The organism is Pedobacter sandarakinus (assembly GCF_026240095.1).
GTDB lineage: Bacteria > Bacteroidota > Bacteroidia > Sphingobacteriales > Sphingobacteriaceae > Pedobacter > Pedobacter sandarakinus.
This window is the reverse complement of record NZ_JAPIVG010000004.1, coordinates 499,480-514,875: the sequence shown is the minus strand read 5'-3', so window position 1 is coordinate 514,875 and position 15,396 is coordinate 499,480. Positions and strand designations below refer to the sequence as shown.

Below are 15,396 nucleotides of genomic sequence, written 5' to 3'. Positions count from 1 at the left end.
AATTTTATTATTTTTCAGAGATTTTAACCCTGTACTTTCCAGTTTAGAACTAAGGACTACTTTAGGCTGTCTAAGTATTTCTTAATTTCGTCTATTTCGTCTGCACTGGCTCGATGATTACCTAGTGCCTGCATCACCAATCTCGCCGCCGAACCGTTAAATACGTTATCTATCATTTTGGTAACCAATTGTTTTTCTGTCTTATCCTGATTAACAATTGCCCTGTAGATATGCGTTTTCTGATTAGTGTCTCGCTCAACCATACCTTTTTCATGCATAATCTGCATTAATTTTAGGGTGGTAGTGTAGCCTGCATCTTTTTTATTTAGCGTTTCGTGTACTTCTCTTACTGTTGCATGTCCATTTTGCCATAGCACCTGCAAAATTTCCATTTCTCCCTCTGTTGGTTTGATATTATTATTATTCATATGTTACAAGTTGTACGAAATATTTCGTAATCAAATGTACGAAGATATTCGTATTAATGAAATATCTTAACGAAAATTTAACTAATCTACTGGTTAACAGACACTTTAATTTTAAGGCTGCCTATGCAGCGGTTGCAAGATGGGGGTGTTTCTGCTGAGAAATCTTCTGAATTGATAAACCTAATTGCAGCGGATACCGGCCCCGAGGCTAAGGCCTGCAGGCGTATGAGCGTAAAGTAGGGCTTACGCTGATTGGAAAACAAGCATTGCTTTACTATAAATTGGAAATGTTAATTGTGGGATCAGCTTATTACTTTAATCCTTCGTACTTGCCGATGTTGGCAGGATCTATCTCTGCAAGCATATTGTATGCTTTTAATCGCTCTTGCTGGTTCAGTTTGGTAAGTACATTAGTAACTTCCTCGGCCTTAGATGCGAAGTAAACATTAGGGAAAATAGAGCCTAGTTTTTGCTTGTCCATTTGTGCCAAAGCCGGTAGGGCAGCTACAATTTGTGTTAAACCTTTATTGGCATCAGTTAACTGATCCAAACCATTGAGGTGATAGCTGTAGATGAAATTTCTAAGCTCACTGAATATTGGATTAAGTACGTTCTCGTTGAACCAGAAGCGATTACGCAACCCATCGGCGGCTTTCCAACCGGTATTGCCAGATGCCTGCGCCAAATTAATGATGTTTTGTGCCTTCTTATAGTAAGGTGTTCCGCCCATTTTGCCAAAACTGTCTTTATCCATCCCAATAATGGTATAGGCATAGTAAGTTAGTAAGGCACTGATGTTGGAAATAAAATTTTGATCGGAAAAATCTATCGTAGCGCCATCATTGTAGTTGAAATCAAAATTTTTGTCGCTCAAATTTAGCATGGTGCTATTGTAAGAGCTATTGAAAACAGGTCTGCTACTTTGAATCTGTGCTTCTGCCGCGTAATTGGATCCCCCATCCCAGGAGTTGATGGTGATAATGAAGCTACATTCAATGCGTTCTTGTGGCTTGTAGCTTTCGTTGGTAAACTTGTTATTACTTAAGAAATCTCTAATGGTTTTTTGAAGTGCATCTAAAGCAGGTTTATTAATGTTGGAAACCTGCGGAGCCAGTAGGGTTACTCGGGGATTTAGTTCTTGCGCATGCAACTTTCCTAAGCCCAACAAAATTAACAAACAAAAGATTTTCTTCATCATTTCATTTCTTTTAAAATAGCATTGCAGATGTCTTTAGCCACAGCTTTCTTCGATTTGGTTTCGAACACTGTGCGTTCAAATGCTTTGTTAAAAATAGTAATTTTATTGGTATCTGATTTAAATCCAGCACCTTTATCGTTCAATGAATTAAGTATTACTAAGTCGAGGTTCTTTCGTTGTAGCTTTCCTTTGGCATAATTTTCTTCATCATTTGTTTCGAGGGCGAAACCTACCAGCAGCTGGTTTTGTGCTTTTTGTGCGCCTAGTGTAGCCAGGATATCAGTTGTTTTCTCCAGTTCTAGTAGAAAGCTGCTCTGTTGTTTTTTTATTTTCTGGTTGGCCACTACTTTTGGTCGGTAGTCGGCAACTGCAGCACACATTACACAAATATCTGCTTTAGAAAATAAACCTATGCAGGCTTCGTACATATCTTGGGCACTTACCACATCAATCCTGTTAAGGTTTTGTGTTGCTTGCTGCGCAGTTGGACCAGCAATTAGGGTAACATCGGCACCCAATTGCACCAGTTCATCTGCGAGGGCGAAGCCCATTTTGCCAGATGAATGATTGCCTATGAAACGCACAGGATCGATAGCCTCGTAAGTTGGACCCGCAGTTACGATTACCTTTTTACCAAATAAAGGCATCGATTTTTGAAGTACATTTTCGAGAAACGATACAATTTCTTCAGGCTCTGCCATTCTGCCTTCGCCGTGCAGTCCACTCGCCAATTCTCCGTTTCCTGGTGGAATAATTGTATTGCCGTATGCGATAATTTTATTGATGTTTGTTTGCGTAGTTTCGTGTTTCCACATGTCTAAATCCATTGCCGGAGCAGCGTAGACAGGGCACTTCGCAGATAGATATACTGCGGTTAGCAGGTTGTCGCAAATACCAGTGGCCAGCTTGGCGAGGGTATTGGCGCTAATTGGTGCAATGATAATTAAATCTGCCCAAAGGCCTAACTCTACATGGTTACTCCATACCCCTGTTTCTTCTTCGAAATATTGAGTGTAAACGGGGTTTTTAGAAAGCGTAGCTAGGGTGAGTGGCGTAATAAAGTTTGCGCCATCAGGAGTGAGGATAACCTTAACGTTTGCACCAGCTTTGACCAGCAATCGTACTAAAAAAGCCGATTTATAAGCTGCAATGCTACCGCAAACGCCAAGGATTATATTTTTGTTTTTAAGCATTTAAGCAAAGGCAGTTATAGATGCAGCGTAGCGTGTATGCATAAAAAACGCTCTGCACTAACGCCACGCGTTAGGCTAATTATTTTTGTTCTTTAGATGGATTTCTATGGTAAACTTTACCATTCAAAAACTCATCCATGGCAACTAAAACAGGCTTAGGCATGCGCTCATAGTGCTTGCTAATTTCAATCTGCTCACGATTTTCGAAAATCTCCTCTAAATTGTCGTTGCTCGATGCAAATTCTGCTAATTTACCGTGAAGCTCTTCTTTAACGTTGTTCGAAATTTGATTTGCTCTCTTTGCGATCACAACTAAAGATTCGTACAAATTATCAGTTGTTCTGTCTAAATCGTGTACGTTTCTGGTAACTGTAGTATTTGGTACAGCAGGTTTGTTCGTATTCATGTATTAATTATTTTTAATATTTGTGTTATCAGCATCTATTGGTTTCACAGAAACGGTATCTTTAATCTTACCTGTTCTAATCAACATTTGCCTGTATTTTTCCTGATCAGCAGCGTACAATGCAAGTTCTTGTTTCGTAGCTACAATTCCAGCCTCAGCATCTTGCTTTAGTTGTTTAGCTTCTCTCGTAAATGCGCTTTCCGGATGATTCTCAGTGAACTCGGTATATAGTGCAATAGCTTCATTGTAACGATCTTCCTGGCGAATTACATAACTATTTTTTGCATATAGATACTGTGCTTTAATCATTAAAAAATCCATCTCTTCAGCATATTTAATATCCGGATAGTCCCTTTGTGCATTTTTTAATGCAATAACAGCAGCACGGTAGTTGTCTACATTACTCGGACCGGTTGTTAAATACATTTTGGCATTTTCAAAAGCTTTATCTTCTAATTTACCCCTTAAATCAGTAATGTATTTTCCTGCAGCTGCAGCCCGATCGCTAGTGGGATATAAATTTATAAAAAGCTGGAGTGCATCAATTGCCTTGTAAGTGTTTTCCTGATCCAAAGAAAATGCTGGGGATTCCTGGTAGTAGCAGTAGGCGCTCATATACCTTGCTTCCTCTGCATTTTTACTCGCTGGGTAAGTATCTGCAAAACTCTTAAATTGATATCTTGCCGTAGTGTAATCGCCTAACCTGTAAAGTGTATAAGCGTAGTAATAGTTTAGATCTTCAGCTTCGGCACGTCCACGGTACTTTTGAGAAAGATCTTCAAAAAGAACCAATGCTTTACTATAATCCCTCTTATTATATAAACGAAGCGCCTCCTGGTATTTTTTGGCAACGTCGTTACTCGCTCTCAATTTCTCGAAACGACTCTTACAACCCGCAATACCTAAAGCGGCGATAAATATAAAGACAATTAGGTGTTTAACTTTAAACATTCTGCAAAGATAATTAATAATACGATAACATCAATAAAAACAATTAGGCGCTAAACTATGTAAAGCATTCCAGTAGCCATATATAGTTAACAAAATTTAACATTCGCCTTAACCTCTCAAATTACGATGTGAATAAATGGGTTTTTAAAGGTGGCCATATCGAATTAGCTTTGCTGCATAAATGGACATTGAGTCGCTTTCTCAATTTTAGAATTTAAAACCTTTTAGATTTGGCATTTCTAATTCGGTTTCCCAATATGACAGATCAGAGATCGATATCACAATGGTTTATGGATCATCTTCCCACCAGTTTTATATCGGATCTAATAGCTTTATAATCAATGCTTAATCCGTGTAGGGGGCATTAATTTGGCTTATGATGGTTGCAATAACCTGAAGAAAATTACACGAAAAAGATGTGGAAAACTTTTTTGTGGTAAAAAGTGGTAAAAAGTGGTAGAACTCTTTACTTTTACACTAGATAAAAAGTGTAAGCACTACTATGACTCAACTTTTAGGAGAATTTGATTGTAAACTTGACGCAAAGGGCCGCCTTATGGTGCCTGCTGCGCTTAAGAAACAATTGCCTAATGCGGAGGTTGAGGGGCTTATCATCAATCGTGGTTTCGAAAAAAATCTGATTATTTACCCTAGAAGTGTTTGGGATGCTGTAGTTGCTGATTTAGCCAAGCTAAATATCTACGATCAGGAAAATCGGGCATTTGTAAGAGCGTTTACACGGGGCGCTACAGAGCTTTCGCTAGATGCTGCCGGCAGGGTATTATTGCCAAAGTCTTTGTCAGAGTACGCTGGAATAGGTGCTGATGTCGTTTTGGCTTGTCAATTAGATAGAATTGAAGTTTGGGATAAAAAATCGTACGAAGATATTTTTGACGACGTACCAGCGAATTTTGCAAATTTGGCTCAAAAGGTAATGGGTGGCAAGAAGGGAGGTGCTGATGGAGAATAATTACCATGTTCCGGTAATGCTGCAACCTTGTATTGATGGTCTTGCCATTAAGCCTGATGGCGTGTATGTTGACGTTACCTTTGGTGGCGGTGGTCATTCTAAAGAAATCTTAAAACATTTAGGGCCAAAAGGCATTTTGGTTGCTTTCGACCAGGATCCAGATGCGCAGGCGAACATTCCTGATGATAAACGTTTGGTATTTATTGATCAAAACTTCGGGTTTCTGAAGAATAATTTACGCCTGAAAGGTTTTCGTCAGGTAGATGGTATTTTAGCTGATTTGGGAGTCTCTTCCCATCAGTTTGATGTGCCTCAACGCGGATTCTCTATCCGTAAAAATGGCGATCTGGATATGCGAATGGATCAGCACAGGGATTTGACTGCGGCCGAAGTACTGAATACCTACACAGAAGATAAGTTGCATAAAATCTTCGGGATTTATGGTGAGGTTAAAAATGCTAAATCTTTAGCTCGGGCCATTGTTACGGCCCGTTTAGAGCAGCCCTTTACTGATATTGACAGCCTTAAGTTTGCTATCGCTGCTTATATCCCGAAAGGAAAAGAAAATAAATATTTGGCGCAGGTATTTCAGGCCCTACGAATTGAAGTGAATGCTGAAATCCAAGTTTTAGAAGATTTTTTACAGCAAGCTGCTGATGTACTAAAAATTGGTGGCCGTTTAGTAGTAATGTCTTACCACTCGCTGGAGGATCGTCCGGTGAAAAACTTCATGGCGAAAGGTAAATTCCAGGGTGAGGTTGAAAAGGATTTTTTTGGTAACCAGCAAAAGCCATTCGAGTTGGTTACAAGGAAAGCGATAATGGCAAGCGATGAGGAAATTGCGCAGAATAATAGGGCACGGAGTGCAAAGTTAAGAATTGCAGAAAAGATATGAACAGGTTTAGACCGGATATAGAAGAAGAGGAAATTGGACCTGAGCCAGAGTTAAAGGCTACGCCTAAAAAGCCACGTACTGCTGAAGAAAAAATGGATAGCAATTCATTCATTAGCAAGCTGTTTAATGATGGATTGGTATCGAAAGAGGCGGCAACGGATGCCTTGCCTTTTTTGTGTTTCTTGGCTTTTTTGGGAATGGTTTACATTGCTAATAGCCACTTCGCAGTAAATAATGTGCGCCGTATTGATAAGCTAAATAAAGAAGTAAAAGAACTACGTTGGGAATATAAATCGCTTAAAGCTGATCTGATGTTTAAAAGTAAACTAACGGAAGTTGCTAAGAAAGTTGATACCCTAGGGATAAAAGAACTCATTGAACCACCGAAAAAAATAATTGTTAAAAGCGATGAATATTAGAGCAAACATCTTGCTTCGGGTATATCTGGCATTTGGCTTAATTGTGCTTTTTGCTTTCGCTGTACTTATGCGCCTTGGTCAGGTGCAGTTTGTACAAGGGAAAAAGTGGAAAGCAATGGCAGATAGTCTTTCTACACGCTATGTGAGCGTGGAGGCCACTCGTGGTAACATATATTCTAATGATGGGAGCTTATTGGCTACCTCCGTGCCCGAGTATGAGTTACGTATGGATATGTTTGCCGGAGGTATTGCGGAAGATAAGGTTTTCAACGAAAAGGTAGATTCATTAGGCTTTAAATTATCGCAGATATTTCAGGATAAATCTGCTAAAGACTATGCCAGGTACTTAAGAAAAGGTCGGAGAGATAGCGCACGTTATTTATTAATCCACCGGAAAGTTGGTTACGCCGATTTGAAAACCATCCGTACGTTCCCGCTTTATAACGTGGGTAAGTTTAGTGGTGGTTTAATTGCGGTGCAACAGAATAAACGAATTTTGCCATTTCAGGCTTTGGCTGCCCGTACCATTGGTTATAAAAACGAGAATGTAGAAAACGGGGTAGGACTAGAAGGCGCCTATAAAGAATACATCAACGGCGAAACGGGCAAGAGATTAATGCAGCGCATAGCTGGAGGAGTTTACATTCCGGTTAACGAGGAAGCAGAGGTAGCACCGAAAGATGGTGCTGATATTATATCTACTATCGATGTGAATATGCAAGATCTGGCTCAAAGTGCTTTAGAGAAGCAGTTGATTGCCAGTAAAGCAGACCACGGAGCGGTGATAGTAATGGAGGTAGCCACTGGAGAAATCAGAGCTGTAGCTAACTTCTCGAAAGTAGAAGAAGGCGTGTATAAAGAAAAATTCAACTATGCCATTGCAGGTAATCAGGATCCTGGCTCTACATTTAAATTGGCATCTTACATGGCCCTTTTAGAAGATGAGCTTGTAGATACCAATACCCTTGTAGCAACAGGAAACTATAAAATTCCTGGCCACATGATCAAAGATTCACATGGGAGTATTGGCGTGGTAACAGTTAAGAAAGCTTTTGAACAGTCGTCTAATGCAGCTATTGCTTACCTAATTAATAGTAAGTATGGCGCCAACCCTAAAAAGTTTACAGATCACCTATATGATTGGCACCTGAATGAAAAATTGGGTCTTCAAATTCCAGGAGAAGCCAAACCTGTAGTTAAAAATCCATCGAATACCAGTTGGGGAAAAATGACTTTGCCACAAATGGCATATGGCTACGAAATGCAGCTTACTCCATTGAAAATGCTCTCATTTTATAATGCCGTTGCCAACGATGGAAAATATGTTTCTCCCATTTTTGTGAAAGAAATAAGACGACTAGGTAATCCCATAGAACAATTTAGCGCAAGGGTAATCAACAACAAAATCTGTAGTGATGTAACCTTAAGTAAAATCAAGAAGATGTTGGAAGGCGTAGTAACAGAAGGTAGTGGTAAACAGATTGTGTACAATCCGTTATATAAAATTGCCGGAAAGACAGGTACGGCACAAGTTGCTGATGCCAATAAAGGATACCGTGCGAATAAGCAGTATCAGGCATCTTTTGTTGGGTACTTCCCGGCCGACAAGCCCAAATATTCTATGATTGTTGTAATTAACGATCCTAAAGGGGCTTATTACGGAGCGCTTGTTTCCGGACCCGTATTTAGAGAAGTTGCCGATCGGATTTATGCCAGTGATATGCAGATGTATGATGATGTTCCTACCCGTCTAGTTGGCAATACTGGAAATCCGCCTACAAAAGCAGGACAAAGTAAGGCTACACAAAAGGTGTATCGGGCATTTGGCTTTAAGCCACTTTTCGCATCAAAATCTGAGTATTATAATATTGTAGATACCAGTGCGGGGGAAGTGTTCCAGGAAAATAGTGAAAGAAGAGGAGTAATGCCGAATGTAACTGGAATGGGCCTTAAAGATGCACTTTATTTACTTGGAAATGCTGGCTTAAAGACGAAGGTTTTTGGTGCCGGAAAGGTGATTAGCCAATCTATAGCGGCAGGTACCAAGGTGGGTAAAGGCTTAGGCGTTAAGATAGAGTTGAATTAAATATAAGTGACTGATTATAAGTTTGGAATCTATTAGCCGCGATGTAAGCTAGCCAATCTAAAATCTAATCATTTGAACAAAAAAAAGCATGCAATTAGAAAAATTACTTCATGGTGTAACGATTAAAGAATTAGTTGGCAAAACTGATAGGGAGATCAATGCATTACATTTCGATTCGCGTGGAGTAAGTAAAGACGATGTATTTTTCGCTGTAGTTGGTACACAAACAGATGGCCATCAGTATATCCAACAAACTATTGTTCAAGGAGCTTCTGTTATTATTTGCGAAAACTTACCAGAAGTAGATGATTTCACTGTTACCTACATCAAAGTAGACAATACCTCATTGGCTCTGGGGATAATGGCAGGTAACTTTTTTGGGAATCCTTCAGCAGACTTGAAATTGATTGGCATCACGGGAACGAATGGCAAAACAACCATTGCAACCATCTTATTTAAGCTTTTTAAAGATTTAGGATATAAAACAGGGCTTATTTCAACTGTAGAAAATTATATACATGAAACAGCTGTACCGGCAACACATACTACCCCCAACCCAATAGCCCTTAATAAATTGTTGCAGGATATGGTTATCGCTGGTTGCGATTTCTGCTTCATGGAAGTAAGTTCTCATGCTGTATCGCAACATCGAATAGCAGGACTAACTTTCTCTGGTGGCGTTTTTTCAAACATCACACATGATCATCTTGATTTTCATAAAACCTTCGATGGGTATTTAAAAGCTAAGAAGGGCTTCTTTGATATGCTTCCTAAAGCCGCATTTGCACTAACTAATCTTGATGATAAAAATGGGATGGTGATGCTTCAAAACACGAAGGCCTATAAGAAAACTTATGCGCTGAAGCAATTAGCAGATTTTAAAGCCAAGATTGTTGAAAACAGTTTTAGCGGCCTGCACCTTGATATCGATAACGAAGATGTCTATTTTAAGTTGATCGGGTCTTTCAATGCCTACAATCTTTTGGCGGTTTATGGAACGGCTATTCTTTTGGAGCAAGATAAACTGAAAGTACTTACGTTGCTTAGCCGCCTTACAGGAGCTGAAGGCAGATTCGATTATATTTTGTCTGCAGACCAAATTATCGGAATTGTAGATTACGCACATACGCCAGATGCCGTACAGAATGTGCTTGGAACTATAGCTGATATCCGTAAGGGAACCGAACAGGTAATTACGGTGATAGGTTGTGGTGGCGACCGCGATAAAACCAAACGGCCAATTATGGCTCAAGTGGCTTGCGATTGGAGCGATAAAGTAATTTTAACTTCAGATAACCCAAGAACTGAAAATCCTCAAAGTATTATTACCGATATGGAGGCTGGAGTATCGCCAACTAACAAACGTAAAACATTATCCATTTTAGATAGGAAAGAGGCCATCAGAACAGCTTGTCACTTAGCAAAAAGTGGCGATATCATTCTTATAGCCGGAAAGGGACACGAAAAATATCAGGAAGTGAATGGGCAACGAAGTCATTTCGATGATAAGGAAATTTTGATTGAACAATTAAAACCGAACAGCTAATGTTATATCTTTTATTCGAATACCTGCATAAGCATTACGATATTCCGGGATTAAGATTGTTCCAGTACATTACTTTCCGTGCTTCAATTTCGGTTATTCTTTCCTTGATTATCACTACGGTTTACGGTCGTAGATTAATTGATTATCTCCACAAAAAACAAGTTGGTGAAACAGTAAGGAATTTAGGGCTGGAAGGTCAAATGCAAAAGCAGGGAACGCCTACCATGGGAGGTATAATTATCCTTTTAGGCATTTTAATCCCTACATTATTGTTTGCGAACATTTCTAACATCTACGTAATCTTAATGTTGATCACAACGGTATGGATGGGTGCTGTTGGGTTTCTCGACGATTACATCAAGGTATTTAAAAAGAACAAAGAAGGATTGGCCGGTCGGTTCAAGGTAGTCGGACAGGTTGGTTTGGGCTTAATTGTGGGTACCACAATGTATTTTCATCCAAATATTGTGGTTAGGGAAACTGTAAAAGATGATGTCAAAAACCCCTCAAGTGTTCCAATGGTTTTACGCCAGAAGGGCGAGACCTTTTACTATACCCAGGATGTAAAATCGACCAAAACCAACATTCCATTTTATAAAAATAATGAGTTCGACTATGCAAAGGTGCTGAAGTTTTTGGGTGGCGATTATCAAAAATTTGCTTTCATTATTTTTTTAATCTTCACGGTATTTATTATCACGGCCGTTTCTAATGGTGCTAACATTACAGATGGTATCGATGGGTTGGCGACAGGAACATCTGCCGTTATTGGTATTACACTTGGCATCCTAGCTTATGTTTCTGGTAACACTGTTATGGCAGATTACCTCAATATTATGTACATCCCAAATTCAGCAGAGCTGATGATATTTGCCGGGGCTTTCGTGGGTTCGTGTGTAGGTTTTCTCTGGTATAATTCCTATCCGGCTCAAATATTTATGGGCGATACGGGAAGTTTAGCTATCGGCGGAATAATAGCTTCATTCGCATTAATGATTCGTAAAGAATTACTCATTCCAATTTTATGTGGCGTGTTCCTCGTAGAGCTGGTATCGGTAATTATGCAGGTTTCATATTTTAAATACACCAAGCGAAAATTTGGTGAAGGTAGAAGAATCTTTTTGATGTCACCCTTGCATCACCATTACCAAAAAAAGGGCTATCATGAGGCGAAGATCGTTACCCGCTTTTGGGTAATTGGCATTATGCTCGCCATATTAACTATTGTAACCTTAAAATTAAGATAATACCATTCGCAAAGACATTAACATGGACCGTAATCAAAACAATACATCAAGCATTAGTCAGTCAGCAATGGCAGGGCAAAGCCGTGTTGTTATTTTGGGTGCTGGGGAAAGTGGTGTTGGTGCAGCGAAATTGGCTAAGCAGAAAGGTTTTGACGTATTTGTTTCTGATTTTGGAACTATAGCCGACAAATACAAATCTGCTTTGGAAATTTTAGAAATACCTTACGAGTCTGAACAGCATACTAAGGCATTAATATTGAATGCTTCAGAAGTAATTAAAAGTCCTGGCATTCCATCAACAGCGCCGATTGTGAAAAAGTTGGTGGCTCAGGGAACTTCCGTTATATCAGAAATTGAATTTGCAGGCAGGTACACGAATGCGAAAACAATTTGTATTACGGGATCGAATGGCAAATCTACTACAAGCTTACTTACCTACCATTTATTAAAAAATGCTGGTTTAAATGTAGGCTTAGCAGGTAACATAGGTCATAGCTTCGCTGCGCAAGTGGCTGAGGAATCATTTGATTACTATGTGCTTGAGATATCAAGCTTTATGCTGGATGATATGTTTAAATTCAAGGCAGACATTGCTGTATTGTTAAATATTACGCCAGACCATTTAGATCGGTACGATTATAAAATGGAAAATTATGCCGCCTCTAAGATGCGGATTATACAGAATCAAAATGCAAATGATATTTTCATTTACTGTATTGACGATGAAGAAAGCACAAGCGCTATAAAAGCGTTTCCGCCAGTAGCACGAACATATCCTTTTTCCATCATCAAAAAGCTCGAATTAGGCGCTTATCTACAAGAAAATACAATACACATTCTCACTGAACCCAATAAAGAAATAACCATGTCGATTTCAGATTTAGCCTTGCAGGGCAAGCATAACATTTACAATTCTATGGCCTCTGGTATTGTGGCCAAGGTTTTGGAATTGCGGAATGAAACCATCCGCGAGAGTATGGGGAATTTCAAGAATATCGAGCACAGGTTGGAGCATGTTGCAAAGATATCGGGTATCGATTTTATCAATGATAGCAAGGCTACCAATGTAAATTCCACTTGGTATGCATTAGAAAGCATGACTGCAGATGTGGTATTGATTATGGGTGGTGTTGATAAAGGCAATGATTATAACATGCTTAAAGATTTAGTGAAAAGCAAGGTAAAGGCTATCGTTTGTTTGGGTAAAGATAATAAACGGATCCACGATGCATTTGAAGATGATGTAGAAGTAATTGTGAATACGTTTTCTGCAGAAGAGGCTGCACAAATAGCTTTCCATTTAGCCAAACGTGGCGATGCGGTATTACTCTCTCCGGCTTGCGCCAGTTTCGACTTATTTAAAAACTATGAGGACAGGGGAAATCAATTTAAAGCAGCAGTAAGAGAACTATAATACAGGAGGCTTAAGGATGTTAGAAGCACTACTTAATAAAACAAAAGGCGATAGATGGATCTGGTTAATCATCATCCTGCTTTCGCTTATCTCGGTAATGGCGGTTTATAGTGCTACGGGAACGTTGGCTTACAAAAAAGGGGAAGCTGTAGAGAAACTACTGCTGACCAAACACCTCATTTTTGTTTTAATGGGAATCGGGATGATCTACATCGCTCATTTGCTCGATTACCGTTATTATGCGGGTATATCGAAAATTTTGATGATTGTTACCGTACCATTATTAATTTATACTTTAATATTTGGTACCAATCTTAATGATGCATCAAGATGGGTAAAAATTCCAGTAATCGGCTTAACGTTTCAAACCTCCGATTTAGCAAAACTGGCGTTAATTACTTTCCTCGCACGTATGCTTACCAAAAAGCAAGAAAACATTAAAAATGTTAAAGAGTCTTTCTTGCCGATTATGGGTTCAGTTTGTGTGGTATTTGTACTCATTGCACTTGCCAACTTATCTACGGCATTAATGTTATTCGGTGTAAGTATCTTGCTCTTGATCATTGGTCGGATTAGCATTAAACAAATTGCTATCGTTTGCGCAGGTGGTTTTGTGCTTTTACTATTTGTTTTCTTTTTGGGTCCACGGCGCAAAACGTACATGTCGCGGATCAATACTTTTATGCATCCCGAGATGCAACATTCAGATAAAACCTTTCAGGCCGATCAGGCAAAAATTGCGTTAGCGACTGGAGGGGTTTTTGGTAAAGGACCAGGTAATAGTACGCAAAGAAATTTCCTGCCACACCCGTATTCCGATTTTATTTTCGCCATTATTATCGAGGAATGGGGCACACTGGGAGGAATTATCATCATGGTACTTTACCTGGTGCTTTTATATCGATGTATAAAAATAGTGACCCGGGCCCCGAAAGCATTTGGGGCGTTACTTGCTGCAGGATTGAGCTTTAGTTTAACCATTCAGGCATTTGCAAATATGGCGGTAGCAGTAGGTTTGGGTCCGGTAACGGGAGTTCCACTTCCACTGGTAAGTATGGGCGGAACATCAATGATCTTTACCAGTGTGGCCTTCGGAATTATATTAAGTGTAAGCAGAGATGTAGAAGAGAATGCAGGCGCTCTTGCAAAAGAGGATAAAGAAAAAGTAAAAAATAAAGTGATTATTGGAGAGATACCAGCATTTGGATAGCGGAAATAAGAGAATGATGGATTGAGTGTATGATAAATGACAAAGTAATAACCCGATAAATGATGGAATAGTACTTCCCGAAGTTTTAATAACTAAACTTTATAACTGATATGGGAGTAACGAATTCTTCAAAAACTATCTTCTATTAAAGGAAGCAAATGAAATTTTAACAATTGTTGCAAAAGCTAGAAAGCGGTAAGTATTAATAAATAATGATTAAATGAAAGAGTGATTGAATTTGAGAATGTAAAGTTTGCACTAAATATTTACTCAGTCGAAATTCACTCATTCAATAATTAGAAACAAATGAATAATTCCCCAAAAATTATCATATCAGGTGGTGGCACCGGCGGGCATATTTTTCCCGCCGTAGCCATAGCCAATGCGCTTAAGCGCTTGGTGCCAAACTGTGAAATCTTGTTTGTGGGCGCCAATGGTCGTATGGAAATGGAAAAGGTTCCTACTGCCGGATATAAAATAATAGGCCTTAATATCAGTGGCATGCAGAGAGGTTCATTGATGAAGAATCTTGCATTACCCTTTAAGGTTTTTGGTAGTGTGCGAAGAGCATTGCAAATTATTGGAGATTTTAAGCCTGATGTTGTTGTTGGCGTGGGTGGTTATGCTTCAGGACCCATATTATATGCAGCATCGTTAAAAGGCATTCCTTACTTAATACAGGAGCAGAATTCTTATGCAGGTGTAACGAACAAATGGCTGGGTAGAAAAGCATCGAAAATTTGCGTAGCTTTTGATGAGATGAGTCAGTTTTTTCCTGCTGATAAAATTCTGAAAACCGGAAACCCGGTAAGGAAAGAAGTAGTAGATATCAAAGGGAAGCACCATGCTGGTGCAGAACTACTCAAACTAGATCCACTAAAGAAAACCATTATGGTTACCGGTGGAAGTCTTGGTGCGGGAACGCTGAATAAAGCAATAGAAAAACACCTGCCAGAGATTTTAGCGCAGGATGTTCAGGTTGTTTGGCAAACAGGTAAGTTTTATTACAAAGGAGTTATCGAAAGGTTGGGGACAGACTATCATCCAAATGTGCGTATCCTAGAGTTTTTAAATAAAATGGATTTGGCTTATGCAGCCGCAGATGTAATTATTAGTCGGGCCGGCGCAGGAACTATTGCCGAGCTTTGCCTGGTTAAAAAGCCAGTAATTTTGGTGCCTTCGCCTAATGTTGCCGAAGACCACCAAACAAAAAACGCAATGGCTTTGGTTAAAAATGGAGCTGCTTTACTGGTTAAGGATGCTGTTGCGGACGATAATTTAGTAAGAGAGGCATTGGCTTTATTAAACAACCAGGAACAATGTACGATGCTTGCAGACCAAATCGGTAAAATGGCATTGCCAGAGGCTGATGGAGTCATTGCATCTGAAGTGCTAAAATTAATTGAGAATCAATAGAATAATAGATGTTGGCT

Annotated in this window: 14 protein-coding genes; 9 read left to right on the top strand and 5 right to left on the bottom strand. The window is 39.4% G+C overall.

Annotated features, from left to right (window positions below):
- Positions 1 to 56: 56 nt before the first annotated feature.
- The 5 genes from OQ268_RS13715 to OQ268_RS13695 form a co-directional block, all read right to left on the bottom strand.
- Entirely contained in the window at positions 57 to 428 is a 372-nt protein-coding gene (locus tag OQ268_RS13715; RefSeq protein ID WP_265856821.1) for a BlaI/MecI/CopY family transcriptional regulator, read from the bottom strand.
- 310 nt (positions 429 to 738) lie between these two features.
- A complete protein-coding gene (gene porD, locus OQ268_RS13710) occupies positions 739 to 1,623 on the bottom strand; it encodes a type IX secretion system protein PorD (RefSeq protein ID WP_456153994.1) in 885 nt (294 codons plus the stop codon).
- Positions 1,623 to 2,819: a bifunctional phosphopantothenoylcysteine decarboxylase/phosphopantothenate--cysteine ligase CoaBC gene (gene coaBC, locus OQ268_RS13705; protein ID WP_265856817.1), complete on the bottom strand. Its 1,197-nt coding sequence runs from the start codon at positions 2,817 to 2,819 to the stop codon at positions 1,623 to 1,625. The genes porD and coaBC overlap by 1 nt, the downstream gene beginning before the upstream one ends.
- A 79-nt stretch (positions 2,820 to 2,898) precedes the next feature.
- Positions 2,899 to 3,225: a DNA-directed RNA polymerase subunit omega gene (locus OQ268_RS13700; RefSeq protein ID WP_265856816.1), complete on the bottom strand. Its 327-nt coding sequence runs from the start codon at positions 3,223 to 3,225 to the stop codon at positions 2,899 to 2,901.
- Between the two features lie 3 nt (positions 3,226 to 3,228).
- The gene (locus OQ268_RS13695; RefSeq protein WP_265856814.1) at positions 3,229 to 4,176 is read right to left on the bottom strand and encodes an outer membrane protein assembly factor BamD; all 948 of its coding nucleotides are present in this window, start codon (positions 4,174 to 4,176) and stop codon (positions 3,229 to 3,231) included.
- A 502-nt stretch (positions 4,177 to 4,678) separates the two neighbouring features.
- Here OQ268_RS13695 and mraZ point away from each other — a divergent pair.
- From mraZ to murG, 9 genes are all read left to right on the top strand, one after another.
- A complete protein-coding gene (mraZ, locus tag OQ268_RS13690; protein ID WP_265856812.1) occupies positions 4,679 to 5,146 on the top strand; it encodes a division/cell wall cluster transcriptional repressor MraZ in 468 nt (155 codons plus the stop codon).
- A complete protein-coding gene (rsmH, locus tag OQ268_RS13685) occupies positions 5,136 to 6,041 on the top strand; it encodes a 16S rRNA (cytosine(1402)-N(4))-methyltransferase RsmH (RefSeq protein WP_265856881.1) in 906 nt (301 codons plus the stop codon). The genes mraZ and rsmH overlap by 11 nt, the downstream gene beginning before the upstream one ends.
- Positions 6,038 to 6,460, top strand: a complete 423-nt coding sequence (locus OQ268_RS13680) for an FtsL-like putative cell division protein (protein ID WP_265856810.1) — start codon at positions 6,038 to 6,040, stop codon at positions 6,458 to 6,460. Before rsmH ends, OQ268_RS13680 begins: the two co-directional genes overlap by 4 nt.
- Entirely contained in the window at positions 6,450 to 8,546 is a 2,097-nt protein-coding gene (locus OQ268_RS13675) for a penicillin-binding protein (protein WP_265856808.1), read from the top strand. The genes OQ268_RS13680 and OQ268_RS13675 overlap by 11 nt, the downstream gene beginning before the upstream one ends.
- An 88-nt stretch (positions 8,547 to 8,634) precedes the next feature.
- Positions 8,635 to 10,092, top strand: coding sequence for a UDP-N-acetylmuramoyl-L-alanyl-D-glutamate--2,6-diaminopimelate ligase (locus tag OQ268_RS13670; RefSeq protein ID WP_265856806.1), 1,458 nt, complete (start codon positions 8,635 to 8,637; stop codon positions 10,090 to 10,092).
- Positions 10,092 to 11,339, top strand: coding sequence for a phospho-N-acetylmuramoyl-pentapeptide-transferase (mraY, locus tag OQ268_RS13665; RefSeq protein WP_265856804.1), 1,248 nt, complete (start codon positions 10,092 to 10,094; stop codon positions 11,337 to 11,339). The genes OQ268_RS13670 and mraY overlap by 1 nt, the downstream gene beginning before the upstream one ends.
- A gap of 22 nt (positions 11,340 to 11,361) precedes the next feature.
- A complete protein-coding gene (murD, locus tag OQ268_RS13660) occupies positions 11,362 to 12,753 on the top strand; it encodes a UDP-N-acetylmuramoyl-L-alanine--D-glutamate ligase (RefSeq protein ID WP_265856802.1) in 1,392 nt (463 codons plus the stop codon).
- A gap of 16 nt (positions 12,754 to 12,769) precedes the next feature.
- Positions 12,770 to 13,963 (top strand): FtsW/RodA/SpoVE family cell cycle protein, encoded by a 1,194-nt coding sequence (locus OQ268_RS13655; RefSeq protein ID WP_265856800.1) that lies wholly within the window; start codon positions 12,770 to 12,772, stop codon positions 13,961 to 13,963.
- A gap of 306 nt (positions 13,964 to 14,269) precedes the next feature.
- Entirely contained in the window at positions 14,270 to 15,379 is a 1,110-nt protein-coding gene (gene murG / locus OQ268_RS13650) for an undecaprenyldiphospho-muramoylpentapeptide beta-N-acetylglucosaminyltransferase (protein WP_265856799.1), read from the top strand.
- Positions 15,380 to 15,396: the final 17 nt, after the last annotated feature.